We start from the raw sequence: 24913 nt of genomic DNA, 5'->3' as shown, positions 1-24913 counted from the left end.
CCCGGGCCCGGCGGCGGGCTACCAGGGGGTCGCGGCGGGCCGGGCGTTGGTGCCCGGGGCCTGCGCCGGCCTGGGCGCGGGGTTGGCTGCGGGCCGGGAGGCGGGCGCGGGCCGGGAGGCGGGCGCGGGCCGGGTGGCGGGGGCGCCGAAGTCGCCGACGTCGCCGGAGGAGGAGGTGCGGATGGCCCGGGGCGCGGAGGGCTGCAGGGAGTCGGCGGCGCGCACGGCCCGGACGGGGGCGAGGACGGGGGCCGGGGCGAGGCTCTGGTCGAGGCGGACGACGAAGTTGACGTAGTCCAGGGGCTTGTCGGGCCAGTGGCAGTCGTTGCTGGTCAGCAGGCGGCTGCGGACGCCGTCGCGTTCGGTGACGGGCCCGGGGGTGACGCGCAGGTTCGGCTGCCAGCTGCGGCCCCACAGGTGGTGTTCCAGGGTCAGCGTCCAGCTGTCCTCGTCGACTTCCAGGGTGGCGCCGACCCGGCCGGGCAGGATCCGGGTGCCGTAGGGGCCGCGCACCACCGCGCGCTGGTCGAAGCTGGCGTTCTTGCCGACCACGGTGATCCGCCACGCGCCGTGGAACCTGAGCATCGCCGCACTCCTGACGTCCTGGCGCGCCGTCCGGGCGGGCGCGCTTCCGTCGGGGTCAACGGCTGCGGGGCGGTGGGCGGCTCAGCGGTGGGCGGCTCAGCGGTGGGCGGCTCAAAGGGCCGGGCCGGCCGGGGCGGGCGGCACAGACCCGGCTCGGGCGGTTCGGGCCCGGTTCAGGCGGCGTCGGGGCGGGCGGCGGGCCGGGCGGTGCGGGCGGGTTCGCCGGGGGCGGTGTGGGCGAGCGCCGGGTAGCCGTGCGCGGTGAGGACGAGGTCGGCGTAGCGGCGGTCGTCGAAGGGGACTCCGTGGCGCCGGAGCAGGTCGAACAGTTCGGCGAGGCGGCGGGGTTCGGTGCCGCGCGGCAGCCCGTCGCGGGTGGTGCCCAGGATGCCGAGGACCGGCCCGTACAGGCGGGCGGCGCGGGCGGTGCGGGCGGTGCGGGCGGTCCGGCGGGGTGCCGGGGCCAGGCGCAGCAGCAGGACGAGCCGGTGGGCGCCGGAGTCGGCGTCCTGCCCGGCGTCCATCGCGAGGCCCTGGATGTCGCGCCACCGGTAGCGGCGCGGGACGAACGCCCGGACGAGGGTGAGGCCGTGGTCGTCGGCGCGCAGCCAGAAGCCGTACGGGACGGGCAGGGCCACGCCCAGGACGGCCGCGCTCGACAGCAGCAGCGCGGGGACGGCGCCCATCCGGCCGGCGGCCCCGGTGTCGGCGAGCACGACGCCCATCGCCAGGGCGAGCACGCAGCCGACGGGGGCGCCGGCGGCTCGCCACAGGAAGCCCAGCCGCACCGTCTGGTGTCGCGGCGCCGTGTTCACGGGCGCTCCCTTCCCATGTCGTGCCGTCGGTGGGGCCGGCCGGTCCCGTCTCGGGTGTCGATGCCTGGTGGTCCCAGGGGAGTCGGTCACACTACCGGCCTGCCGAGATCATTCGGATGATCCGGGGGAAACGTCAAATGTCTTTAACACGAACGGACTTGATGGCCAGTCAGTTCGACCGGACGGCCTGCGGTCCAGGATGTCAGCCACCGGTGGAGGGGTCAACTGACGTTGATTGGCGGTATCTTGTGATCCACGCCAGCTGATGCCGTTGGGTTATCGTGACCTGGCCGGCCCTGCCCGCCCGCCAGGAGGAGACGCGCGGGGCCCCGGTGAGGAGGGCGGGCCATGGCGGAATCGAACCGGGAGGACGGACCGGTGGAACTGTCCGGGCTCGCGGCCAGGATCGAGGCGCTGTTCCACACCGTCCGCAGGCCCGACCGCGAGCAGTACACCAACGAAGAGGTGGCCCGGGCCTGCCGCGAGGCGACCGGGGAGTCGTTCTCCACCACCTACCTGTGGCAGCTGCGCACCGGGCGCCGGGACAACCCGACCAAGCGCCACCTGGAGGCGCTCGCCCAGTTCTTCCAGGTCCCGCCCGCGTACTTCTTCGACGAGCGGCAGGGCGCGGAGATCGCCAAGGAGCTCGCCCTGCTCGGCGCGCTGCGCGACGCGGGCGTGCGCAGCCTGGCGCTGCGCGCGGTCGGCCTCTCCTCCGAGGGCCTGGACACGGTCAGCGAGCTGATCGACGTCATCGCCCGCCGGGACGCGGCCCGCCGGCACCCGGCGCCCTGACGCCGGCGGCGCGGGCGGGGGCACAGGCGCGGACGGGGGCGCGGGCGGGGCGGACGGGGGCGCGGGCCGCGGGCGGGGCTGACGGGGTCCGGGGCCAGGAAGACGGGGGCCAGGCACGGAGGCGGAACCACGGCGGTCGGGAGATCGGGGGGAACGGGGCCGCTGATCGAGAAGGGGAACACAGCGTGCGGGACGACAGGTGCTACCGATCGGCGCTGCGCCGCTGCCGGCGGATGGCCGAACAGCTGGAACTGCCAAACCCGTTCGACACCACCGTGCTACTGGAGCAGATCGCCCGCCGGCGGGGGCGGCCGATCGACCTGCTGCCGGTGGCCGCCCGGCCCAACGCGCCCTGCGGACTGCTGGTGTCCACCCGGGAGGCGGACTACATCCTGTACACCGCCGACACCAGCGCGCTGCACCGCCGGCACATCCTGGTCCACGAGATCGCCCACCTGCTCCTGGACCACGCCGGCTCCGCGCCGCTCGGCCCGGCCGCGGACCTCCTGCCGCACCTGTCCCCCGACCTGGTCCGGCGGGTGCTCGGGCGCACCGGCTACGACGAGCCCCAGGAGCGCGAGGCCGAGCTGCTGGCCTCCCTCATCCTCAGCCGGGCCGCCAAGGCCGACGCCGCGCACCCGCCCGGCCCCGCCCCGCACCCGGACTCGCTGGACGTCCTGGACGTCCTGCTCACCGGCGAGCCCGGGCCCGGACCCGCCGGCGACCGGGCGGCCGACGGTCGGGCGGCGGGCGGTCGGGCGGCTGGCGACCGGGCGGCGGGGCGTCCGTGAGCGGCCTCGTCCTCTACGGCGTCGCGCTGTTCTTCGCCCTGAGCGCCTGGCACTTCGCCCGCGGCCGCCGGACCAACCCGCGCGCCATCGCCCGCTACAGCTGCTACGCCACCGCGCTGCTCGCCGCCGCCCTGCTGCTGCTCGCCCCGCCCACCGTCCAAGCCGCCGACCGGCTGCACCGGCTCGGGATCGCGCCCGCCCTGCCCGTCCTGCTCGGCGACACGCTGCGCATCGGCGCGGCCTGCGCGATCCGGCTGCTGGCCGGTGTCCTGCGCACGCCCGAGCCCGCTCGCCGCGCGGTGCGGCGCCAGCTGGCCCTGCTGGCCGGTGTCCTGGGGGTGCGGGCGGTCCTGTTCGTCGCCGCCGCGCCGGGTCTGGATGCCTCCGACCTCACCGCCGCGCCCTCCACCGGCGCCCGCCTGGCGCTGGCCGGGTACACCGCCGCCGGCGTGCTCTACCTCGCCTACTGCCTCACCGCCCTGCTGCGCCAGCTCGCCCGGCTCGCCCGCGCCGCCGCGCCCGGGCGGCAGCGCAGCGGGCTGCGGCTGCTCACCCTGAGCCTGGTCGCGGGCCTGCTGTGGAACGCCTGGGGCGTCGACGACGTCGTCCAGGCGGCGGCCACCGGCACCCAGGCCGGCGCCGAGGACGCCCTGTGCGGCGTCCTGGGCCTGCTGTGCGTGGCACTGCTGGCGACCGGCCTGGGCACCACGGTGTGGCCGGCCGCGCACGCCGCCGTCCGCGGCTGGCTGCGCGCCCACCGCCGCTACCGGGCGCTGGCCCCGCTCTGGCGGGACCTGCACACCGTGCTGCCGGAGATCGCGCTCGCCCCGGCCAGCCGGCTGCCGCTGCTGCCGCCGCGCGACCCGCAGTTCGCCCTGTACCGGCGGATCATCGAGATCCACGACGCCCGGCTGATCCTGCGCCAGCACCTCGACCCGCGCACCCCGCGGTGGCTCGCCGCCGCCACCTCGCGCTTCCCCCCGCCCGCCGCCCGGGCCGACGCCACCGCCGAGGCCGCCGCACTGGCCGCCGCACTGGAACGCGCGGCCGCCGGCGCCCGGCCCAACCCCGACACCCCGCGCACCGCCCCGGCGGCCGAACCGCCGCACGCCCTGGGGCCGGACCTGGAGTCCGAGGCCGACCACCTGGCCCACCTCACCCGCGTCTACGCCACCTGCCCGGCCGTCGCCGAGGTCCGCGCCTGCGCCCGCGCCGCCGCCCCCTCCCCCAGCGCCCCCGACCCCGACCCGGTCGCGAGCCCCGTGCGGTGAGCCGCCGGACCGGCCGGGGGCAACCCGGCCGGTGGAACGGCGGGAGCAGGCCAGGGCGGCGGCCGCTACCGGCGGACGGCCGCCAGCGAGCGCAACTGCACGTGGACGGCGCCCGGTTCGGTGCCGGTCAGCGCGGCGACCTCGGCGGCGGGCAGGGCGAGGACCAGGTGCAGCAGCAGGACGTCCTGCTGGGGGGCGGTGAGGTGGGCGACCGGGCCGAGCGGGCGCGGGCCGGCCAGGGCGCAGACGCGTCGGCGGACCGCCTGCCAGGCGCAGGCGGCCGGGCTGGCGGTGGCCAGGGCGTCGAGCCAGTGGCCGCTGAGGTCGTCGAAGGCGCCCTGGACGGCCAGCGGGGCGTCGGCCGCGGGGAGCAGCAGGGCGGCGTAGTCGAGGTAGTGGCGCAGGTGGAGGTCGTACAGCGCCCACAGGCCCAGCGCCGGTCCGGTGGCGGTGGTCATGGCGGTGGTCGTGGCGTTGGCGGTGGTCGGCTGTCGTGGTGGTGTCGGCATGGTTGATTCCCGAGGTGGCGCGGGTGGGTGCTGGTCCGCGGACGGGGCGCTGGTGGCGCGTTCCCGTCCGCGGACCGGGTCACACGAGTACCGGCGGGCCGCCGCCGGTGCCGTCGCGGCCCGTCGCAGCGGAGTGGCCGGAGTGGCCGGAGTGGCCGGGTTGGCCGGCGTCCTCGGCGCGGTCGGCGGCCAGGCTGTTGCGCAGGGTCACCCACAGTTTGAACAGGGTGTCCGTCGGGGTGCCGCTGCTGGAGGACTGCATGGCCCGGGTGAACTCCCGTTGGTACGTGCGGGAGTTGACCGGTGCCGGGGTGCGGGCGTTGTTCATCCGCTCCCAGGCCGCCGCCCACAGTGCGCGGCGGGCCTCCTTGACCCCGCAGACCTCCATGTAGGTGAGGAACACCGCCTTGCGCAGCGGGGCCTCACCCCTGAGGACCAGCGCCAGGGTGCTGGAGGGCAGGCGCCCTCCCCCGGCCCGGGCCCGGCGGTCCAGCTCCTCCAGGGAGGGCCAGTCGGCCTTGCGCCGCATCTCGTGCATCGCCCGTCGCAGGTCGGCGAGGGAGTCGACCTGCTCGGGGTTGAGCCGTCGGGGCGCCCGGCGCTGGGTCCCGGAGGGGCGCGGGACGTGGGCCCAGTAGTTGGCCAGGGTCCACTTGCGGCGGGCCGCCTTGAGGTCGCCGTCGCAGGCCCGGGTGAGGGCCTCGACGACCTCCCAGTTCGGCATGGTCCGGCCGCTGGTGGCCCGTTGCAGGGTGGTCGGGTGGTAGTTGGTCCGGTCGGCGAGCTGACGGTAGGTCAGCCCCGCCTCTTCACGCTGCTCGCGCAGCAACGCGGCGAGCCGACCCAGGGCCGGCTCGGTCGCCGCGATCGGTTTCTCCTGGCGTCCCATCGCGGTCCGGCGTTCCTTCTAGGCCCGCCCCTGCTGGAGCCTGGCATTCAACAGCAGTCCGCCGGTGGCCAGTTCGAGCGCCGCTCCCGCCGACATGCCCGTCCTCACCAGGGCGGCGGCCACGACGACCACGACGACGACCACGGCCGTCCGCACGGGGCCGGACGACCAGGGCAGGCCCGGCCGCGGCGGCGCCGGGTGGCCGGCGGCGCAGTGGGCGGGGGCGCGCTTCTTCTTCCGCTTCCTCGTCATCGAGGACCTCCTATATCACCGTCTACTCCAACGGACGGGAACTTCGGTGGTTGGCGTCACGCGAGGAACCCGTTTCGCGCAACACTCTGTCAGGCGTACGGGTGATTCCCAATCGGTTCGGTGAACATCGCGAAGATTGATGCGCCAGAATCCCGGGCCCGGCCCGCAATCTCGTCACAACCCTGTGACATCAGTGCAGTTCAGGAACTCGAAACCGGAATTTGATGCATTTTTGTGCAACTCGCCCTTGTAGCCGTCCTGGCTGAATGTGACGATGTGCAGCAGCGTCATCCAGACCTGCGGGTCAGGAACCCGGGGGCGCTGTCTACTCCAAATTCTCGGGAACACCGGCAGCGGGCCGTGTTGGCGCATGGGCCCGTCCGAACAGCAGAGACCGCCCGGCCCCCAGCGGCCCGAGCGGTCTCTCTGTGTTTGTCCGCCGGGGAAAAGGGCGGCGGCCGGCGGACACGGCAGCCGACGGAAGGGGTTTCCGGGAGGCGGTGGTCCGGAATCCGGTGGCCCGGGGCGGCGGGGTGTTGGCACAGTGGGCCCCATGACGACTCCCGATGATGGTGGCGCGTTCGTCCCCGGCCTGGAGCTGGCGCGGACGCTGCACGAGGAGGCGGTGCGCCCGCTGCTGGCCGAGGCGTTCCCCGGACTCGGGTACGCGGCGGCGCGGGTGGGCGCGGGCTCGGAGGTGCTGGGCTTCGACACCGCCCGCTCGACGGACCACGACTGGGGCCCTCGCCTGGAGCTGTTCCTCTCCCCCGGCGACGCCGCCCGCCACGGGGAGCGGCTGCGCGAGGTGCTGGCGCACCGGCTGCCCCGGCAGGTGCGCGGCCGCTCCACGCACTTCCGGCGCGGCCCGGACCCGCTCGACCCGGTGCGCCACCCCGACTGGACCGAGGGCCCGGTGGACCACCTGGTCGAGGTCCACGACGTGCCCTCCTGGCTGGCCGCCCGGCTGGGCCCGGCGGCGGCCGGGTGGTACCGGACGGACCCGGGGGCCGGTGACTGGCTGGCACTGCCGCAGCAGCGCCTGGCCGAGGTGACCGGCGGCGCGGTGTTCCACGACGGCCCGGGCGACCTCACCGCGGCCCGGCGCCACCTGGCCTGGTACCCGGAGCAGGTGTGGCGCTACCTGCTGGCCTGCCAGTGGCGGCGGATCGAGCAGGAGGAGGCGTTCGTCGGGCGCTGCGCCGAGGTCGGCGACGAGCTCGGTTCGATGGTGGTGGCCGCCCGCCTGGTCCGGGAGGTGATGCGGCTGTCCCTGCTGATGGAGCGCCGCTACGCCCCGTACGGCAAGTGGCTGGGCAGCGCGTTCGGGCGCACCGGCGCCGCCGGGGAGCTGGGGCCGCTGCTGCACGGCGCGCTGACGTCCGGTCATTTTGCGGAGCGGGAACGGTACTTGTGCGAGGCGTACGAGGCCGCGGCCCGCCGGCACAACGGCCTGGGGCTGACCGCACCGCTGGCGGCGGCCCGCCGGCCGTTCCACGGCCGCCCCTACCTCGTCCTGGACGCCGGCCGCTTCGCCCGGGCGCTGCTGGAGACGGTCACCGACGCGCGGCTGCGCGCCCTACCGCCGGTGGGCGGCGTGGACCAGTGGACGGACAGCACCGACCTGCTCGGCCTGCCGCAGGCCGTCCGGACGGCGGTCGGCGCCCTCGGCTGAACCCGGCGGCCGGCGGAAGTCGGGTACGGCGGCGCATTGCGGTGCGGGCCGCCGCCGGGCCAGCCTGTGGGGCGGACGCCGCGACCCGTGCGGACGCCACCCGGCCCGAGAGGACCCCGCCCGGTGAACGGCTTCGAGTACCTGCTCGGCATGCTGCTGGCCCAGCCCGTACGGGCCCGGGACGCGCTGCGCGCCCGCCTGCCCACCACCCGGCGGCTGCGCGCCCTGGCCTCCTCGCCGCAGGTCGAGGCGCTGCGGGCCGCCGAGCGCGAGCGGATCCGCCGGCTGGTCGAGGGCCTGGCCGCGGTGGAGGGTGTGGCGCACCTGCTGACCCGCGTCGCCGACCACTGCGACCGCCCCGCCTCGCTCGGCCTGCTCACCACCACCGCCGAGGGCCGCGGCGTGCTGGTCTGCCGGATGAGCGCCGCCGCCTACTTCGCCACCGACGAGGACATCACCGCCGTCCTGCCCAGGATCGAGGCGGCGGGCCTGGCCGACTGGGGCTTCCCGAACACCTGGGGCGACGAACCGCCGTACTCACCGGGCACGGTCGCCTACGCGCTGCGCTACCACCGCGACCGCGGCCTCTTCCCCGACGGCCGGCGGATGCCCGGCCCGAGCCTGTCCACCGCCGACGCCACCCTGGTCTGGGACCTGCCCGGCGTCCCCCGCCCGGATCCGTACTGGCCGCGCCCGGGCAGCGACGTGTACTTCCGGCACGAGCAGATCCCGCCGGACGGCGACCCGGCCGCGCTGCTGCGGGCCGCCCGCGCCGAGGGGCGGGGCCCGGTGCTGGTGCTCACCTTCGGCCGCGACTGGACGGACACCTGCACGTACCACGCCGTGCCGCGCGGGCGCGGGCGCGGGCGTGAACTGGGCTGAGCGCCCGGTGCGGCCGGGGGCGGCGCCCCGGCCGCGCGCACGGTTCAGGCGCTCAGCACTGGGGCCGGCGGCCGTGGTTGGCCCCGCGCCGGGCCCGGGCCTTCTTCTTGCGGCGACGCTTCGACGACATGGCCACTCCTCTCGCAACCAGGACACCCCCGGCCTCCACCGTTCCACACCCGGCCCGCACCGGCCCGCCGGGAGCGGCCGTCACGGGCCTCAGGCAGGGACGGGGCCTCAGGCGGGGGCGGCGCTGCGGTCGAGGGCGGCGCGCCAGGCGGGGCTGTCGACGTAGTGGTTGTCGAAGCGCCCGGCGGAGGCGGCGATCGCGCCCGGGTCGGTCTCGCCGCGCATCACGCGGCCCAGCAGGCGCAGGTAGTCGAAGCGGTCCATGCCCGGGGTGAACACGAACAGGACGTCGGCCTCGGCGCCCGGGGCGGCGGCGAAGGCGTGCGGGGTGTGCGGCGGCACGGCGAGGAAGTCGCCCTCGCCCAGGATCGTGACCTCCTCGCCGACCAGCACCTGCAGCGAGCCGCCGATCACGAAGAACAGCTCCCACGCCCGGGTGTGGAAGTGCGCGGGGGCCCCGACGGCGCCCTTGGCGAAGGTGGAGCGGTAGCTGGTGAACCCGCCCTCGGTGTGCGCCGAGTCGGCGAGCAGGGTCATGGTGCTGCTCGGGTCGGCGCAGCTCTCGGCCTCGGCGTGGCGGGTCAGCACGGGGGCGGCGGTGGCGGTGTTGCTCGTCGTCGTCATGGGACCAGGCTAGAACCGGAAAGACCCGCCATCAGGTGGCAATTGAATGCCACTTTCACGGGTCAATTCCCGGGGCCGGCGGCCGCTGGCAGACCGGCAGACCTGCCCGATGACGACGGACGATCTTCTGCGGCACCAGGACGAACGGCGGGCCGAGGCCGCGTCCGCCTGACCTGCCCGTCCGTGCTACTCCGCCGGGCCCGCCTCCCGTCAACGCGGACGGCGCGCGGCACCCGTTCGGGGGGCGGACGTGCGGCGCGGGCCGCTGTGCCCGTAGCGTCGTCGCTGCACACGGCGTAGGTCCTGTCCGGGGAGGGTGTCAGCGATGGCGGGAGTGCCGGTCATGAGGGGTGGGCGGCGGCCCGGGCGGGCCGCTGCGGCCCTGGCGGTGGCGGCGGCGCTGCTGACGGCGTCCGCCTGCGGCGCCTCCCCCGTGCCGGACGGCGCGGCCGACGACGCGGTCGCCGCCGCCGACGGGCGGCCGCTCGCGCTGGTCTACCGGGGCCCGGCGGCCTGCGAGGGCTGCCCGGAGGCGGCGCGGGAGCTGCTGGAGCGCGACGGCTTCGCGGTGCGCTACGTCGGGCCCGAGGAGCGGCTGCGCTTCGGCGCGGGCGTGCTGGCCGGCGCCGCGCTGTACGTGCAGCCGGGCGGCACCAACGGGCAGGAGGTGAGCACCGCGTGGGGCCTGCTGCAGCGCGACCCCGGCTTCTCGCCGGAGCTGGTGCGCGACTTCGTCCGGGGCGGCGGGCGCTACCTGGGCCTGTGCATGGGCGGCTACCTGGCCGGCGACCCGGGCTACGACCTCCTGCCGGGCGACTCCGGGCAGTACATCCACTCCCGGGGGGCGACCGTCACCGACGAGCAGGACCGCCTCGTCGACGTCGCCTGGCGCGGCCGCCCGCAGCGGATGTACTTCCAGGACGGCCCGTACTTCGACGTCGACGGCCCGGGCGTGGACGTCCTGGCCCGCTATTCCAACGGCCGCGCCGCCGCCGTCACCGCCCCCTACGGCGCCGGCCGGGTGGCGGTCAGCGGCCCGCACCCGGAGGCCCCCGCGGACTGGTACCGCGACTACCACCTGCCCGACGAGTCGAAGACCGGCCTGGGCCTGGGCGACGACCTGCTGCACGACCTGATGGCGGCGGCCCCCGCGTCCTGACGCTTCGTCAACTCGCCTGCGGGTGAGCTGCGGTGTCACGCCCGCTCGGTGGGTCCGGCAGGGAACTCGGCGCGCAGCCGGGTGCGGGTGCGCATCAGGATGCGGCCGAGCATGTTCCTGCCGGTGCCGGTGCGTCCGCGCCCCCAGTAGTGGTCGGTGCCGGTGTCCTCGACGAGTTCCTCGTCGCCGGTGGCGAGCAGGACGGCGCGGATGTCCGGGTGCTCCCGGAACTTGGCCGCCACCGCCCGGCGCATCACGTCGTCCTTGACGCGCTCCCAGTCGCGGCGCAGCGGTCCGGCCGGGTCGCGGCCCAGTTCGGCGGCGCGCAGCGGGGTGCGGGCGCGGCGGACGAGGTCGGCGTGGCGGGTGCCGGCGAACTTCTGGGCCTGGAAGTAGTGCTCGGAGGTGGGCCAGAGGTGTCCGTCGAGGTGGAGGGGGTGGGGGGAGAAGTTGGAGAAGCAGCCGTGCGGGGCTTCGTCGGCGCCGTAGAAGTAGATGGTCATCGGGGCCTCGTGGAGGGGTCGTTGGCGGGAGCCGTACGGTCGCAGGCGTGCGGCCGCGCCCGCAACCGGTTTTCGTCCGGTCGCGGGCGCGGGTTCGACGGGCCTCGGCGCGGGCTCGACGGGCCTCGGCGCGGGCTCGGCGCGGTTCACGTGGTGCTCCGTCAGCGGGACGGTACACAGCGGGAGCCCCCGGGGCCGGCCGGTGGCGCTACCGCCCGGCGGGGTGCAGGACGCGGTCGGCCACCAGGTCCGGCCGGTCGGTCGGCAGGGCGTGGCCGGCGCCGGGCACGATCTCCGTCCGGGCCGAGGGCACGAGGCGGCCGAGGCGCTCGGCGACCGCGTGCGCGTCGTGCATGGCACTGCGCTCCCCGAGCAGGAACAGTGCGGGGACGTCCAGGCCGCGCAGTTCCTCGTCGGACAGGACCGGGGGCACCGGGAGCGCGCGGCGGAACCCCATCGACGCGCGCATCAGGGCCATCAGTTCGGTCTCCAGGATGGCGCTGTTGCCGACCAGGCGGGCCAGCCGGGGGCGCAGCGCCCGCGGCGCGGTGGCGGCGAGGCCGCCGGCGATCACCCAGGCGTAGAACCGGGCGCCCATGTCGGCGAAGCCCGCCGGGTCCACCAGGGTGAGGGAGGCGACCCGCCCGGGGTGGTGGATCTGGTGGTGGAGCGCCAGCCAGCCGCCGTAGGAGCAGCCGACGACCTGGGCGTCCGTCACCTCCAGTGCGGCCAGGAGTTCGTCCAGCCAGGCGGCCGCGTCCCGGCCGTCGGCGATCGGGGCGCTCTGCACGCTCGCGCCCGGTTCGCCGACCGTGTCGACGGCGATGACCGGGCGGTGGCGGGCCAGTGTGTCGATGTAGCGGTGCCACATCAGTGCGTTTCCGCCCGAGCCGGGCAGCAGCACGATCGGCTCGCCGTGCTGCGGGCCGGTCCGGTAGACGCGGGTGGTCCCGAACGCGGTCGGGAGGTCCAGCACCGTCCGAGGCCCGGGCCACAGTTCCGTCAGGGCCCGCTCGTAGGCGGCGCGAAACCGGTCCCCGGCCTGGTCGTTCTTGAACTGGCTGATTCGCATGATACATGTGTATCACGGCATGATACGGGTGTACCAGGGAGGTCGTACATGAACGCGCGGGTCGATCACGAGGAACGCCGGCGGCAGATCGCCGAAGCGCTGCTGCGCATCGCCGACACCCAGGGGCTGCAGGCGGCCAGCATGCGGGCGGTCGCCACCGAGGCGGGCGTCTCCCTGCGGCTGGTGCAGTACTACTTCACGACCAAGGAGGGGCTGCTGCTGGACGCGCTGGAGCGGCTCGGCGCCCAGCTCCAGGCCCGCATGGCGGCGTGGATCACCGCGGCCGCCACCCCGTCCACGCCGCGCGGCCTGGTGACCGCGGTCCTGTCCAGCATCCTGCCCACCGACCCGGAGAGCCGCCGGATCACCCGCACCTACGCCGCCTACTACACGCTGGTGCTCAGCGATCCCGCACTGGTGGAGAAGCACGGAACACCCCAGCCCGACCTGCTGGAGGGCTTCCTCGCCAAGCAGGTCCGCACGGCCCAGCAGGCCGGGCAGATCGACCCCGCCAGGGACCCGGAGATGACCGCCGCCGGGCTGCTGGCCATGGTCAACGGCCTCGGCTCCAGCGTGCTCGGCGGCCAGCGCACCGGCGACGCCGCGCTGGCGATCCTCACCCACCACCTGGACGAGTTGTTCCGCGGCCGCCCCCGCGGTGACGCCCCGGCCCTGCCGACCGCCTGACCGGCGTCCCCCGAACCTGCCGACCCCCCGACCTGCCGACCCCCGACCGGCCGGCCTCCCGCCGCCGCCGGGGCGGGCCGCCGTTCGGCCGGATCCCGTCCGGCCGCCCCGCAGGCGCCCTGTCCGCCCCGCCGCCGGTGCACGAGAATGTGCCGGTCCCGCGCGAGGGGCCGGCGAAAGCGGCCAACTCCCCTGCCGGGCAATCCTTTTCCGTTACCGAATGGGGAGGTTCACCGACCGTGTACAGGAGACTTCCGCAAGCCGTGCTGTCGGGTGTGCTGGTCGTGGCCTTCGCGGGAACGACCGCGTGGGCCACGACGACGGCGGGCACGGCCCCCGCGCCGGGCGTCGCCGCCGGGTGCGGGGCCGACGCGACCGCCCAGGGCCTGGCCAGTACCGCCCTCCCGAACACCCTGGTGGAGACGCCGCGCTCCGACGGGCGGACCGAACAGTTCCAGCAGTTCTACGACAGTTCGGCGGCCTCCCTCCTGCCCTTCGTCTGGCACCGCTCCCAGGACGCGCCCGGGGGCGCCTACGGCGGCTGGGAGCGCGTCAGCGCCACCCCCGTGGGCCCGAAGCTGTACCAGGTGAGCGCCGTCGAGAACAGCGCCGGCGCCCTGGAGGTGTTCTTCGCCTCCTACGGCGGCTTCTGCCACACCGTCCTGCCCGCGCCCGGCGACTCCTGGACCCCGACCGAGAACTTCGAGCTGTCACCGCCGCCCTACCACGGCGGGCTCACGCTCTTCAGGGAACGCGACGGCCGGCTGCACGTCTTCGCCTCCGGCGCCGACACGAACGCGGCCATGGAGGTGCGCAGCCAGGACGGCGACGCCCAGGACTCCTGGGGCCCGGTGCGGCAGCTGCCCAGGCTGCCGGACCCCAACGCGGGCCTGGGCGCGCCGACCTCGGTCGTCCAACTGCCGGACGGGCGGCTGCGGGTGACCGTCCGCGAGTGGAACCGCGACCGCTCGTGGCGGACCACTGAGGTGGACCGGTTCGTCTCCTGGGAGCCGTGGCAGCTCTGCGCGGACAGCACCTGCGCCTGACGGCCTGACGCCCGGGCGGCGGGCGGCGGGCGTCCGGGCCCGGGCGGGCGCTCCCGAGCGGGCGCTCGCCCGTCCGGGCGGGCTGCGCTGGCGGCCGGGTGGGGCCGCCGGTATGCCTGGGGGGACGGCGAGGCGGCGGAGAGGACGGCGGGGTGGGCGGCGCGGACGCGGACGGGAGCGGGGACCGGGACGGCGCGGGGACGCGGGCGCCGGGCAACCGGGCGGTGGTGCTGGGGGTGCTGGCCTCCACCGCGGTGGTGCTGCTCGCCCAGGCGGCGAGCGGCACCAGCGCCCGGCTGGTGCTGCTGCTGGTGTTCCTGCCGGCCCTGCTGGCGGGGCTGGGCACCGTCGCGCAGACGGTCGTGGTCTCGGTGTGGGTGGCCGGGGTCGTGGCGGTCAGCACGGTGCTGTTCCCGCCGTCCTCGCTGGCCGCCCGGGTGGGCACCCTGGTGGGCGTGGTCGGCGCCGAGGCGGCCGTGGTCGGGCTGTGCGCGCGGCGGGTGCGGCGCGAGCGGGAGCTGTTCCGGATGCGGCAGACCGCCGTCGCCCTGCAGCGCCAGCTGCTGCGCCCGCTGCCGGTGCTCACCCCCGACGTCCAGCTGTACGGGCTGTACCGGCCGGTGGAGGAGGACGCCCTGGTCGGCGGCGACCTGTACGACGTCGCCGACACCCCGTACGGCACCCGGGTGCTGGTGGGCGACGTGCAGGGCAAGGGCCTGCCGGCGATCGGCGCGGGCTTCGCGGTGCTGAGCGCGTTCCGGGAGGCGGCCTTCCGGGAGCCGGCGCTGACCGGCGTCGCGGACGCCCTGGAGGCGGCGGTGGAGCGGCACAACGCGTACGCGGTGCAGGGCGGCGAGAGCGAGCGCTTCGTCACCGCGACCGTGCTGGGCGTGGAGCGCGGCGCGGACGTGCAGGCCGTCAACTGCGGCCACCTCGCCCCCTACCTGCTGCACGGCGGCCGGGTCGAGGCCGTGCCGCTGCCGGCCGGGGTGCCGCTCGGGCTGGCGGAGCTGACCGACGAGGTGCGCACCGTCCGGTGGTTCGCGCTGCCCGAGGACGGCGTGCTGGTGCTGCTCACCGACGGGATCACCGAGGCCCAGGACGCCACCGGCGCGTTCTACCCCGTCGAGCGGGGCCTGGCCGCCCTCGCCACCGCCCCCGCCGCCCTGCTGCCCGAGGCCCTGGACCGCGAGGCCCGCCGCTGGAGCGGAGGCCGCAGCCGCGACGACGTCACGGCGCTGTCCCTGCGCCGCGCGCCCTGAGGCTGCCCTGGGGCGCCCTCACCGCTTGAGGAACTCCAGCAGGTCGGCGTTGAAGCGCTCCTTGTCGCCGGGGACCATCGCGATGCCGTGCGAACCGTTCTCGTACACCTTCAGGACGGCGCCGGGGATGATCCGGGCGGCCCGGCGGGCGGTGGCCTCGACGGGGACGATCCGGTCGTCGTCACCGTGCACGATCAGGGTGGGGATGTCGAACTTGGCCAGGTCCTCGTGGAAGTCGGTGTAGCCGAAGGCGTCCACGCAGTCGACGCCGCCCTCGATGGTCTGGTGCATCGCCATGAACCAGAACGCGTCCCGGTTGCCCTGGGTGGCGCGGGAGCCGGGGCGGTCGGCGGAGAAGAAGTCGACGGAGGTGTCCTGCCAGAACTGGGAGCGCTCGGTGAGGATGCCGGCCTTGAGGTCGTCGAAGACGGTGCCGGGCACGCCGTGCGGGTTGTCGGGGCCCTGCAGCATGGACGGGGTGATCGCCGACAGCAGGACGGCGGAGCGGATCCGCCCGGTGCCGTGGCGGCCGATGTAGCGGGCGAGCTCGCCGCCGCCCATCGAGTGGGCCACCAGGGTGACGTCGCGCAGGTCGAGCCCGGTGAGCAGGCTGTCGAGGTCGTCGGCGAAGGTGTCGAAGTCGTAGCCGCCGTAGACCGGGGCGGAACGGCCGTGGCCGCGCCGGTCGTGGGCGATGGCCCGCAGGCCGGCGTCCGCGACGGCCTTCAGCTGGTCCTGCCAGGCGTCGCCGTTGAGCGGCCAGCCGTGGATGAACACGACGGGGCGCCCGCTGCCCCAGTCCTGGTAGAAGATCTCGACGCCGTCGCGGGTCCTGGAGATGGGCATGCTCCTGCTCCTTCGGGTGGTACGCCGGGGGTGGGGCGGCCTGCCGGGGGCGGCCTGCCGGGGGCGGCCGGGCCGCAGGTTCATCCAACGGGAGGCGGGTGGGGCCCGCGCGGGAGCGGACGCGGTGCTGCGCCGTTCGGGTGAGCTCGGGTGAGTTTCGGGTCAGGGCGGATGAGTGCGGGTGAGGACGAGGGCGGTTCAGCCGCTCTCGCGCAGGCGGGTGCCGAGGGCGTCGGGGGGCAGCAGGGGTGCCGGGTAGCCGGCCGGGGGCTCGGCGAGCTCCCAGGGGCGGTGGACGGCGCGGGCGGGCAGGTGGGCGAGCTCGGGGACCCAGCGGCGCACGTAGGCGCCGTCGGGGTCGTAGCGGTCGGCCTGGCGCAGCGGGTTGAGGACGCGGTTGGGGCGGGTGTCGGTGCCGGTGCCGGCGGCCCACTGCCAGTTGAGCTGGTTGTTGGCGAGGTCGCCGTCGACGAGCAGGGCGAGGAAGTGGGCGGCGCCGGGGCGCCAGTGGTGGCGCAGGCTCTTGGTGAGGAAGGAGGCGGTGAGCAGGCGGGCCCGGTTGTGCATCCAGCCCTCGTGGGCGAGTTGGCGCAGGCCGGCGTCGACGATCGGGTAGCCGGTGCGGCCCTCGCGCCAGGCCTGGAACTCGCGTTCGTCGTCGTACCAGCGGACGGGGCGGGGGCGGTAGTCCGCGTGGGCGGCGTCGGGGCGGGCCGCGAGGACCTGGTGGTGGAAGTCGCGCCAGGCGAGTTGGCGCACCAGCGCGGCCGCGCCGGGGGTGTCGGACTTCCCGGCGCGGTGGGCGAGTTCGGTGGCGGACAGGCAGCCGAAGTGCAGGTACGGCGAGAGGCGGGAGGTGGCGTCGGCGGCGAGGTCGTCGTGCAACTGCTCGTAGTCGTCCGGGTTCCAGGCGCGCAGGCGGCGGCGGGCGGCGCTCTCGCCGCCGGGGGCGCGGCCCGGGGAGGTGCCGGCGGGGGCGGCGGGCAGCGGGGCGCTCGCGGGGCCGTCAGGGGTGGCGAGGGTGCGCGGAGCGGGCAGGACGGTGCGCCGGGGGGCCTGCTGCCAGGCGCGGTGGTAGGGGGTGAAGACGGCGTAGTGGTCGCGCCCGGCCGGGGTGACGAGGCCGGCGGGGACGATGGTGAGCGCGGCGTCGTGCAGGTGCAGGCGCTCGCCGAGGGCGCGGCGCAGGGCGTGTTCGCGGCGGGTGGCGAAGGCGGAGACGCCGGCGTTGGTGTGGACGGTGTCGGCGCCGCACTCGGCGGCCAGGCGGGCGGCCTGTTCGGCGGGGTCGCCGTGGCGCAGGACCAGGCGGGAGCCGGCGGCGCGCAGCGCCCGGTCGAGGTCGGCGAGGCTCTCGGCGAGGAAGGCCTGCCGGTTGGGGGCGGCGAAGCCGGCCCGGGCGATGGCCGGGTCGAGGACGAACAGGGGGACGACCTGGTCGGCGCGGGTGCGGGCGGCGTGCAGGGCGGGGTTGTCGTGCAGGCGCAGGTCCTGGGTGAACAGGACGACGGCGGTGCTCATCGGGGGCCTCGTGCGGTGGAGTGCGGGTGCGGGTGGGGATGGGGACAGGGGTGTCAGGCGGCGGGTCGGGCGCGTTCGGTGATGTTGCGGGCCATGGCGCCGAACACCAGGGCGTGGAAGGGCGCCACCGACCACCAGTAGAGGTGGCCGGCCAGTCCGTGCGGGTGGAACAGCGCCCGCTGCTGGTACAGCGCGCCGCCGTCGCCGTCGGGCGTCACGCGCAGTTCGAGCCAGGCCAGGCCCGGCAGGCGCATCTCGGCGCGCAGCCGCAGCAGGTGTCCGGGTTCGATCTCCTCGACCCGCCAGAAGTCGAGCGCGTCGCCGACCCGCAGCCGGTGGCGGTCGCGGCGGCCCCGGCGCAGGCCGACGCCGCCGGCCAGGCGGTCCAGGCGGCCCCGCAGGGCCCAGGCCAGCGGCAGGGAGTACCAGCCGTTCTCGCCGCCGACGCCCTCCACCACCCGCCACAGCGCGGCCGGGTCGGCGGCCACCCGGCGCCGGCGCAGGTCCTGGTAGAGGCTGCCGCCGGCCCAGTCGGGGTCGGTGGGCAGCGGGTCGCTGGGCGCGCCGGGCAGGGAGGCGGAGGACCAGCGGGTGGAGACCTGGGCGTCGCGGATGCGCCGCAGGGCCAGTTCCACGGCCCGGTCGAAGCCGGTCAGGCCCTCGGGCGGGTCGGGGATCCAGCGGGCGATGTCGTGTTCGCGGCACACCACCTCGTGGCGCAGCGACTCCACCAGCGGGCGGGCGAGCGAGCCCGGTACGGGGGTGACCAGGCCCACCCAGTGGCTGGACAGGCGCGGGGAGAGCACGGGCACCGGCACGATCAGGCGCCGGGGCAGGTCGGCGACCTCGGCGTAGTGGCGCATCATCAGCCGGTAGGTGAGCACGTCGGGCCCCCCGATGTCGAAGGTGCGGTCGACCTCGGGGGGCAGGGCGGCGGCGCCGACCAGGTAGCGCAGCACGTCGCGTACGGCGATCGGCTGGATGCGGGTGTCGACCCAGCGGGGGGTGACCATCGCCGGGAGCCGTTCGGTCAGGTGGCGCAGCATCTCGAAGGAGGCCGAGCCGGAGCCGATGATCACCGCGGCCCGCAGTTCGGCGGTGGGGACGCCGCCCGTGCGCAGGGCGCGGCCCACTTCGGCGCGCGAGCGCAGGTGGGCCGACAGGTGCGGTTCGGGGACCCCGGCGGGCAGCAGTCCGCCGAGGTAGACGATGCGCCGGGTGCCGGCGGCGGCGGCCGCCTCGGCGAAGGCCTCGGCGGCCTGCCGGTCCCGGGTCTCGAAGCCGGGCCCGGTGCCCAGGGAGTGGACCAGGTAGTAGGCGGCGTCGATGCCGTCGAAGGCCGCGGGCAGGGTCTCGGGGCGGGTGACGTCCCCGGTGACGGCCTCCACGTCGGCCCGCCAGGGCTGGTCCCGCAGCCGGAGCGGGTCGCGGACCAGGCAGCGCACCCGGTACCCGGCGGCGAGCAGTTCGGGCACCAGGCGCCCGCCGATGTAGCCGGTGGCGCCGGTGACCAGGCAGTGCGGGCGCGTCCGGGTCGGCTCGTCCACCTGCGGCTCCTCTCGTGCGGGCGGGTGCGCCCCCCGTGCCCCGCCAGGCGCGGGGGGCGCTGCCGGGGTGTTCGGAGCGGACGCGGCCGGGGATTGGACGGGGCCGGGGATTCGAGTCTTCCAGGGGTCTCCTGCGGGCGCCCGTGCGGACGCGGGGCCAGGAATCCGGGCGTGCGCGAGGCCGGGAATCCGGTGTCCTGCGAGGGGGCCGGGAATCCGGTGTCCTGCGCGGGCAATCCGCGCCGGGTGCAGCTTCGAACGCCTGACGTCGCCGTGTTCCGTCGGCCCGGCCGGGTGTCCGCCCGGCCGGGATTACCTGGAGGTCGTGCCATGCCCACCGTCCACTGGCCGGGGCCGTCGCCCGTGTGTCGCGAGCGCGAGGCGGCCGGATGAGCACGGTCGTTCACCTGTCCGGGCCGGGGCGTCCGGGCACCGACCTCAAGGAGCTGCTGAGCAGGACCGCGCTCGGCGACCGGGAGGCGTTCGGCCGGCTGTACGACGCGGTGGCGGGCCCGGTGCTGGGGCTGGTCCGCCGGGTGCTGCGGGATCCGGCGCAGTCCGAAGAGGTCGCGCAGGAGGTGATGCTGGAGGTGTGGCGCACCTGCGCCCGCTACCGGCCCGAGCGCGGGGAGGTGCTGGCGTGGGTGCTGACCATCGCCCACCGCCGCGCCGTGGACCGGGTGCGGGCGGCACAGGCCGCCGCCGACCGCGACCAGCGGGCAGCCGCCGCCTCGCACGTGCCGGCGTTCGACGAGGTCGCCGAGCAGGTCGAGGGGCGGCTGGAACGCGAGCAGGTGCGGCGCTGCCTGAAGGGGCTGACCGAGTTGCAGCGGGAGTCGATCACGCTGGCCTACTACCGCGGGTACACCTACCCGCAGGTCGCCGAACTGCTCGGCACCCCGCTGGGCACCGTCAAGACCCGGATGCGCGACGCGCTGATCCGGCTGCGCGACTGCCTGGGAGTGGGAGCATGAGCGGCGCCGACCTGCACACGCTGACCGGCGCCTACGCCGCGCACGCCCTCGACGCGGACGAGCGCGCGCAGTTCGAACGCCATCTGGCGCAGTGTCCGGCCTGCGCCCGGGAGGTGGCCGAGTTCACGGCGACGCTGGCCAGGCTTGGCGCCGCGCAGGCCGTCGCGGTGCCCGGAGAGTTGAAGTCGCGGGTGATGGGCGCGCTGGACACCGTCCGGCAGGAGGCCCCGCGCGCCGCGGCCGGGCCCGACGGCGCCCGGCGCCCCGGGCGGTCCGCCCGCGGCTGGCCGCGGCTGGCGCTGGCGGCCTGTCTGGCGGCGGCCGCGGCCCTCGGCGGCGTGGCCGTCCAGCAGCACCGGGAGGCGGACCGGGCCAGGGCCCTCGCCGCCGCGCTGCAGCGGCACCAGGACCAGGTCACCGGGCTGCTGGCGGCACCCGACGCCCGGCGGGCGAGCGGCCCGGCGGCCGGCGGCACCGGCAGCGGGGCGGTGGTCTGGTCGCACGGCCGGGGCCGGGCCGTCCTCCTGGCCTCCGGCCTGCCCGCCCCGGCGGAGGGCACGGCGTACGAGCTGTGGTTCGACGACGGCGCCGCGATGCGCCCGGCGGGGCTGATGCCCCGGGGCGACGGCGCGTTCCTGCTGGACGGCCCCCTGGACGGTGCGCGCGGCATCGGCGTCACGGTGGAGCCCTCGGCCGGCTCCGCTCACCCCACGGGGGCGCCGGTCCTGCTGATCCCGTTCACCTGAGCGGCCGAACCGGGTCGGGCCTCCCGGCGGTCCGGCCCGTTCCGCCGCCCGTTCCGCCACCCGTTCCGCCGCCCGTCCGCGGCCCTCAGCCCTGGCCGGGAGGTGTCACCCGGCCAGGGCAGTGTCACCCGATCGGGGGGTATCCGGACTCGCACCCATCCGGTGGAGCCGGACCACCGAATGAGGACCGTGACCGATGAGACGAGCAGCAGCCCGCCGGGCGCCCTCCCCCGAGCACGCACCCGTGCCGCCGGGCCGGCCGTCGCGGCGCTGTGCGGGCTGGCGGCCGCCGCCGCGGCCGTGGGAGCCGGCGAGGCGGCGGCGGCGTTCACCCGCCCCCAGGCCTCACCGGTGGTGGCGATCGGCTCGGCGGCGATCGACCTCGCACCCACCGCCGTCAAGGCGTGGGCGGTCCAGCGGTTCGGCACCGGCGACAAGACGGTCCTGCTGGGCGGGATCTACACCGTCATGGGCCTCGCGGCCGCGGCCCTCGGCGTGCTGGCCGGACGCCGTCGCGGCGCGGCCGCCGCCCTGTTCGCGGCCTTCGGCGGCCTCGGTGCCTGGGCAGCGCTGGCCCGCCCGCAGGCCGTCCCCACCGACCTGCTGCCCTCCGCCGCCGCGGCGGGCGGCGCGGTCGCCGTGCTGTGGTGGCTGACCGGACCCGCCCTCTCCCTTGGCCCTTTCCTTGGCTCTTCCCGCCGTTCGGGCCCGGTCCGGCCGGCCGGGCCCGAGCGGCGGCGCGTCCTGGCGGCCGGCGCCACGATCGGCGCGGCCGCCGCCCTCGGCACGGCCGGACGCGTCCTGTCCGACCGGCGCGGCGACGTCAGCGCGGCCCGCGCCGCCGTCCGCCTGCCGCCGCCGCTGCGCCCGGCGCCACCGCTGCCGCGCGCCGTCGGCGCCACGGTCCCCGGCCTGCCCCCGTTCATCACCCCCACCGCCGACTTCTACCGCGTCGACACCGCCCTGACCCTGCCGCGCATCGACCCGCGCGCCTGGTCGCTGCGGCTGCACGGCATGGTCGACCGCCCGCTGGTGATCGGCTTCGACGACCTGCTCGCCCTCGGGCTGGAGGAGCTGGACCACACCCTGTCCTGCGTCTCCAACGAGGTCGGCGGCCCCTACGCGGGCACCACCCGCTGGCTCGGCGCCTCGCTGCCCGCCCTGCTGCGCCGCGCCGGCGTCCGCTCCGGCGCCGAGCAGCTCGTCGGCCGCTCGCAGGACGGCATGACGATCGGCACCCCGGTCGAGACGCTCCTCGACGGGCGCCGGGCGCTGCTCGCGGTGGCGATGAACGGCGAGGCGCTGCCCGTCGAACACGGCTTCCCGTGCCGCACGGTGGTGCCCGGCCTCTACGGCTACACCTCGGCCACCAAGTGGCTCGTCGACCTGGAGGTGACCACCTTCGCCGCCCGCGACCCGTACTGGGTGCAGCGCGGCTGGGACCGCACCGGCGAGGTCCGCACCGCCTCGCGGATCGACGTGCCCGCGCCGTTCGCCCGCGTGCCGCCCGGTGACGTGACGGTGGCCGGCACCGCCTGGGCCACCCACCGCGGCATCGCCGCCGTCGAGGTGCGCGTCGACGGCGGGCCCTGGCGGCAGGCCGAACTGGCCGCCGACGCCGGGCCCGACCTGTGGCGCCAGTGGACCCACACCTGGACCGGCGCCGCCCCCGGGACCCACCGCCTTGAGGCCCGCGCCACCGACGGCACCGGGGCCGTCCAGCCCGCCACCCGCACACCCCCCTATCCCTCGGGCGCGACGGGCTGGCACAGCGTCGTCGTCACCGTCACCTGACCCCACCTCACGACCTCCCCACCCCTTCGGCATCCGGGATCCGCCCGATGCCCCCTGACAGGAGAATCCGTCCATGAACACGACCGTCCTGGTCCGCAAGCCCTTCGCCGCCGTCCTCGCCGCCGGCCTGCTGGCCGCCTCCCTGAGCGCGTGCAGCAGCAGCGGCGGCGACGCGAAGTCCTCGGACACGGCCAAGAGCACCACCGCGGCCGCCGCACCCCAGGCTTCCAGTGCCCAGGCTTCCGGTGCCCAGGCCGCCGAGCAGGTGACGGCCGGGCAGCCGTTCGGCACCGCGTGCGCGGCCGTCCCCAAGGACGGGGCGGGCAGCTTCACCGGCATGGCCAAGGACCCGGTCGCCACCGCCGCCTCCAACAACCCGCTGCTGTCCACCCTCGTCACCGCCGTCAAGCAGGCCGGCCTGGTGGACACCCTCAACTCCGCGAAGAACATCACCGTCTTCGCCCCCACCAACGACGCCTTCGCCAAGCTCCCGAAGAAGGACCTCGACGCCGTCCTCGCCGACAAGGACAAGCTCACCAAGATCCTCACCTACCACGTCGTCCCCCAGCGCCTGGCTCCCGCGGCACTCGCCGGCGGGCACAAGACCCTGGCCGCCGACGACCTCACCGTGACCGGCGCCGCCCCGGACTTCACCGTCAACTCCGCCGCCAAGGTGCTGTGCGGCGACGTCCAGACCGCCAACGCCACCGTCTACATCGTCGACACCGTCCTGATGCCCGCCTCCTGACCCGGCATCAGCCCATGAACCGCGGCCCCCGACGAACAACCCCCCGGTAGCCGGGGGCCGCACCCCCCACCTCCCCCGCCCGCTTGCCCGCTTGCCCGGCGACCGAATATGTAGACCGGCCGACATATTCTTCCCGCGTCTCGCAGGCTCGCCCGTGCACAGGAAGTCGGACCCGCCGACTTCCTGTGCACGGTGGCATGGCGGCGCTTCTGCCCCCACCAGGGAAATATGTAGACCGACCGGCATATTTCTCCTGCGCCACAGTTCCGGCCGCGCGAGAAGTCGGCAGGTCCGACTTCTCGCGCGCGCCGAACCGCTCCCACTTCCCGGCTCCCCGCCCGCCCACTGTGCGCGCAGCCGAATATGTAGACCGACCGATATATTTTTCCGCTCTCAGGACTCCGCTCGCAGGCCTCGTCGCGCGGCAAGGCCGAGGGTGAGCCGCCCCGCACAGGAAGTCGGGCAGGCCGACTTCCTGTGCGCACTGCGGGCACGATCGAATCTGTAGACCGGTCGGTATATTCACTCCGGAGCCAGCAGCGCGAGCCTGCGGGCAAGGCTGTACGGCGCACGTGTCGCGGTTCCGCAGGGCGGGGTTCAGCGCAGCAGGTGCTCCAGCTGGTCGAGGGCGGTGGGCAGGTCGCGGGGGCGCAGGGCGCCCGGGGGGCGGCGGGGGCCGGTCCAGCCGGGGCCGGCGGTCAGGACGACGGGACGGGTGCGGGCACCGTGGGGGCCCCAAGCGGTCTCGGCGACACGGCGGGCCAGGGCCCGGTCGGCGGTGCGGGCGACCTGGGACCACAGCAGGACGGCGGGCGGGCCCGTGCGGCGGACCGCCTCCAACAGGGCTTCGGTCGGCAGGGCCGGGCCGAACATCCGAAACGGCAGGCCCCGTTCGGCCAGCCCCGCAGCCAGTGCCTCCAGTGGCAGGGCATGCAGTTCGGCGGGCATGCCCGCGAGCAGGACGGCCGGACCCTGCGGCGGCTCGACCCGGTCGGCGGCGCGGCGCAGAGCGGCGGCGACGTGCCAGGACAGCAGGTGCTCGACCTCGACGTAGCGCTCGCCCTCGGCGGCCCACTTGCGGCCGGCGGCACGCAGCGCGGGCATCATCACCTCGGTCCAGGCGGCGACCGGGCCGAGGGTGTCGACGCTGTGTCGCAGGATCCGGGCGAGCTCGGGGGCGTCGAGGCGAACGGCCGCGCGGGCCAGCCCCCGGCATTCGGGGCGGACGGTGCCGACGGGCAGGGCGTTCCCGCCACCGGGGGCCGGCCCACCGGCAGGCGGCCCCGGCGGCTCGGACGGCCCGGACACCTCGGACGTCTCTGGCGGCCCGGACGTCTCTGGCGGCCCGGACGGCCCGGACGGTCCGGACGGTCCTGGAGCCTCGGCGGCGAGGGCGAGGCGGGCGGCCTCGGCCGGGGTGACGCCGCGGGCGGTCAGGCGGCACATCTCCGCCAGGACGGCAACGTCCCGCGGGCTCCACTGGCGGTGGCGCCCGGGGTCACGCTGGGCGGGACCGATGCCGTAGCGGCGTTCCCAGGAGCGGACGGTGGTCGGGGAAACGCCGAGCATGCGGGCGAGGGCACCGGTGGTCAGGCTGGCCTGGGCCGGCGGCCGGCCGGCGGAGGCAGACACGGGGACGGGGACCGGGACGGGCACATGCGTGAGCCTATGCGGGGCGGGCCGGGGCAGCGGGCGTCGCGGATGCGGGGCGGCGCAGCAGGGCTCGCTCCGCGGAAGCCATCGGCGCGCACAGGAAGTCGGACCCGTCGACTTCCTGTGCGCACCACGACCGCA

25 protein-coding genes are annotated in these 24913 nt (G+C 76.2%); 13 read left to right on the top strand and 12 right to left on the bottom strand.

What is annotated here, in order from left to right; genetic code table 11:
* Positions 1-18: 18 nt before the first annotated feature.
* Positions 19-585 (bottom strand): hypothetical protein, encoded by a 567-nt coding sequence (locus ACFWPI_RS17425; RefSeq protein ID WP_380375515.1) that lies wholly within the window; start codon positions 583-585, stop codon positions 19-21.
* A gap of 173 nt (positions 586-758) precedes the next feature.
* On the bottom strand, positions 759-1400 hold the full coding sequence (locus tag ACFWPI_RS17420) for a hypothetical protein (RefSeq protein ID WP_380375513.1): 642 nt from the start codon (positions 1398-1400) through the stop codon (positions 759-761).
* A 348-nt stretch (positions 1401-1748) separates the two neighbouring features.
* On the opposite strand from ACFWPI_RS17420, the gene ACFWPI_RS17415 reads away from it, so the two are divergent.
* The 3 genes from ACFWPI_RS17415 (at position 1749) to ACFWPI_RS17405 (ending at position 4257) form a co-directional block, all read left to right on the top strand.
* Positions 1749-2195, top strand: coding sequence for a helix-turn-helix domain-containing protein (locus ACFWPI_RS17415; protein WP_063352883.1), 447 nt, complete (start codon positions 1749-1751; stop codon positions 2193-2195).
* A gap of 185 nt (positions 2196-2380) precedes the next feature.
* Positions 2381-2986, top strand: a complete 606-nt coding sequence (locus ACFWPI_RS17410; RefSeq protein ID WP_380344187.1) for a ParH-like protein — start codon at positions 2381-2383, stop codon at positions 2984-2986.
* Positions 2983-4257 (top strand): MAB_1171c family putative transporter, encoded by a 1275-nt coding sequence (locus ACFWPI_RS17405; protein ID WP_380375510.1) that lies wholly within the window; start codon positions 2983-2985, stop codon positions 4255-4257. Before ACFWPI_RS17410 ends, ACFWPI_RS17405 begins: the two co-directional genes overlap by 4 nt.
* A 65-nt stretch (positions 4258-4322) precedes the next feature.
* Here the strand turns inward: ACFWPI_RS17405 and ACFWPI_RS17400 are convergent, their stop codons facing one another.
* The 3 genes from ACFWPI_RS17400 to ACFWPI_RS17390 form a co-directional block, all read right to left on the bottom strand.
* On the bottom strand, positions 4323-4766 hold the full coding sequence (locus ACFWPI_RS17400; protein ID WP_380344182.1) for a hypothetical protein: 444 nt from the start codon (positions 4764-4766) through the stop codon (positions 4323-4325).
* Between the two features lie 79 nt (positions 4767-4845).
* Positions 4846-5655 carry a helix-turn-helix domain-containing protein gene (locus ACFWPI_RS17395; RefSeq protein ID WP_380375508.1) on the bottom strand — a complete coding sequence of 270 codons (810 nt, stop codon included), beginning with the start codon at positions 5653-5655 and terminating at the stop codon, positions 4846-4848.
* 18 nt (positions 5656-5673) lie between these two features.
* On the bottom strand, positions 5674-5907 hold the full coding sequence (locus ACFWPI_RS17390) for a hypothetical protein (protein ID WP_363586793.1): 234 nt from the start codon (positions 5905-5907) through the stop codon (positions 5674-5676).
* 553 nt (positions 5908-6460) lie between these two features.
* Between ACFWPI_RS17390 and ACFWPI_RS17385 the strand changes: the two genes are divergently transcribed.
* Together ACFWPI_RS17385 and ACFWPI_RS17380 are read left to right on the top strand one after the other, a co-directional pair.
* A complete protein-coding gene (locus ACFWPI_RS17385; protein WP_380375506.1) occupies positions 6461-7579 on the top strand; it encodes a DUF4037 domain-containing protein in 1119 nt (372 codons plus the stop codon).
* Between the two features lie 123 nt (positions 7580-7702).
* Complete coding sequence (locus ACFWPI_RS17380) at positions 7703-8461, top strand: hypothetical protein (RefSeq protein ID WP_380375504.1); 759 nt, start codon at positions 7703-7705, stop codon at positions 8459-8461.
* A gap of 237 nt (positions 8462-8698) precedes the next feature.
* Here ACFWPI_RS17380 and ACFWPI_RS17375 read toward each other — a convergent pair whose 3' ends face one another.
* Positions 8699-9214, bottom strand: coding sequence for a cupin domain-containing protein (locus ACFWPI_RS17375; protein WP_380375502.1), 516 nt, complete (start codon positions 9212-9214; stop codon positions 8699-8701).
* Positions 9215-9557: 343 nt separating this feature from the next.
* Here ACFWPI_RS17375 and ACFWPI_RS17370 point away from each other — a divergent pair, with 343 nt between their 5' ends.
* Positions 9558-10373 carry a BPL-N domain-containing protein gene (locus ACFWPI_RS17370; protein ID WP_380375500.1) on the top strand — a complete coding sequence of 272 codons (816 nt, stop codon included), beginning with the start codon at positions 9558-9560 and terminating at the stop codon, positions 10371-10373.
* A 35-nt stretch (positions 10374-10408) separates the two neighbouring features.
* Here the strand turns inward: ACFWPI_RS17370 and ACFWPI_RS17365 are convergent, their stop codons facing one another.
* Both ACFWPI_RS17365 and ACFWPI_RS17360 read right to left on the bottom strand, forming a co-directional pair.
* Positions 10409-10876 carry an NADAR family protein gene (locus ACFWPI_RS17365; RefSeq protein ID WP_380375499.1) on the bottom strand — a complete coding sequence of 156 codons (468 nt, stop codon included), beginning with the start codon at positions 10874-10876 and terminating at the stop codon, positions 10409-10411.
* A gap of 208 nt (positions 10877-11084) precedes the next feature.
* Positions 11085-11948, bottom strand: coding sequence for an alpha/beta fold hydrolase (locus ACFWPI_RS17360; RefSeq protein ID WP_380375497.1), 864 nt, complete (start codon positions 11946-11948; stop codon positions 11085-11087).
* A gap of 48 nt (positions 11949-11996) precedes the next feature.
* On the opposite strand from ACFWPI_RS17360, the gene ACFWPI_RS17355 reads away from it, so the two are divergent.
* From ACFWPI_RS17355 to ACFWPI_RS17345, 3 genes are all read left to right on the top strand, one after another.
* A complete protein-coding gene (locus ACFWPI_RS17355; RefSeq protein ID WP_363375996.1) occupies positions 11997-12635 on the top strand; it encodes a TetR/AcrR family transcriptional regulator in 639 nt (212 codons plus the stop codon).
* A gap of 239 nt (positions 12636-12874) precedes the next feature.
* Positions 12875-13681: a hypothetical protein gene (locus ACFWPI_RS17350; protein WP_380375495.1), complete on the top strand. Its 807-nt coding sequence runs from the start codon at positions 12875-12877 to the stop codon at positions 13679-13681.
* A gap of 152 nt (positions 13682-13833) precedes the next feature.
* Positions 13834-14943 (top strand): PP2C family protein-serine/threonine phosphatase, encoded by a 1110-nt coding sequence (locus ACFWPI_RS17345; RefSeq protein WP_380375494.1) that lies wholly within the window; start codon positions 13834-13836, stop codon positions 14941-14943.
* An 18-nt stretch (positions 14944-14961) separates the two neighbouring features.
* Here ACFWPI_RS17345 and ACFWPI_RS17340 read toward each other — a convergent pair whose 3' ends face one another.
* The 3 genes from ACFWPI_RS17340 to ACFWPI_RS17330 all read right to left on the bottom strand — a co-directional run bounded on the left by ACFWPI_RS17340 (position 14962) and on the right by ACFWPI_RS17330 (position 18857).
* A complete protein-coding gene (locus ACFWPI_RS17340) occupies positions 14962-15789 on the bottom strand; it encodes an alpha/beta fold hydrolase (protein WP_380375493.1) in 828 nt (275 codons plus the stop codon).
* Positions 15790-15987: 198 nt separating this feature from the next.
* Complete coding sequence (locus tag ACFWPI_RS17335) at positions 15988-17310, bottom strand: cryptochrome/photolyase family protein (RefSeq protein ID WP_380375492.1); 1323 nt, start codon at positions 17308-17310, stop codon at positions 15988-15990.
* A gap of 53 nt (positions 17311-17363) precedes the next feature.
* Positions 17364-18857, bottom strand: coding sequence for an SDR family oxidoreductase (locus ACFWPI_RS17330; protein WP_380375491.1), 1494 nt, complete (start codon positions 18855-18857; stop codon positions 17364-17366).
* A 389-nt stretch (positions 18858-19246) separates the two neighbouring features.
* Here ACFWPI_RS17330 and sigK point away from each other — a divergent pair, with 389 nt between their 5' ends.
* From sigK to ACFWPI_RS17310, 4 genes are all read left to right on the top strand, one after another.
* The gene (sigK, locus tag ACFWPI_RS17325) at positions 19247-19831 is read left to right on the top strand and encodes an ECF RNA polymerase sigma factor SigK (protein WP_380375490.1); all 585 of its coding nucleotides are present in this window, start codon (positions 19247-19249) and stop codon (positions 19829-19831) included.
* On the top strand, positions 19828-20577 hold the full coding sequence (locus ACFWPI_RS17320; protein WP_380424885.1) for an anti-sigma factor domain-containing protein: 750 nt from the start codon (positions 19828-19830) through the stop codon (positions 20575-20577). Before sigK ends, ACFWPI_RS17320 begins: the two co-directional genes overlap by 4 nt.
* Before the next feature lie 180 nt (positions 20578-20757).
* Complete coding sequence (locus ACFWPI_RS17315; RefSeq protein WP_380381023.1) at positions 20758-22371, top strand: molybdopterin-dependent oxidoreductase; 1614 nt, start codon at positions 20758-20760, stop codon at positions 22369-22371.
* Between the two features lie 73 nt (positions 22372-22444).
* Positions 22445-23119: a fasciclin domain-containing protein gene (locus tag ACFWPI_RS17310; protein WP_380381021.1), complete on the top strand. Its 675-nt coding sequence runs from the start codon at positions 22445-22447 to the stop codon at positions 23117-23119.
* A 597-nt stretch (positions 23120-23716) separates the two neighbouring features.
* Here the strand turns inward: ACFWPI_RS17310 and ACFWPI_RS17305 are convergent.
* Positions 23717-24751: a MerR family transcriptional regulator gene (locus tag ACFWPI_RS17305; RefSeq protein ID WP_380376064.1), complete on the bottom strand. Its 1035-nt coding sequence runs from the start codon at positions 24749-24751 to the stop codon at positions 23717-23719.
* Positions 24752-24913: the final 162 nt, after the last annotated feature.

The organism is Kitasatospora sp. NPDC058492 (assembly GCF_042720685.1).
In the GTDB taxonomy this organism is placed as follows: domain Bacteria; phylum Actinomycetota; class Actinomycetes; order Streptomycetales; family Streptomycetaceae; genus Kitasatospora.
Note: the sequence above shows the minus strand (reverse complement) of the source record. Positions and strands in the feature narration are given on the sequence as shown.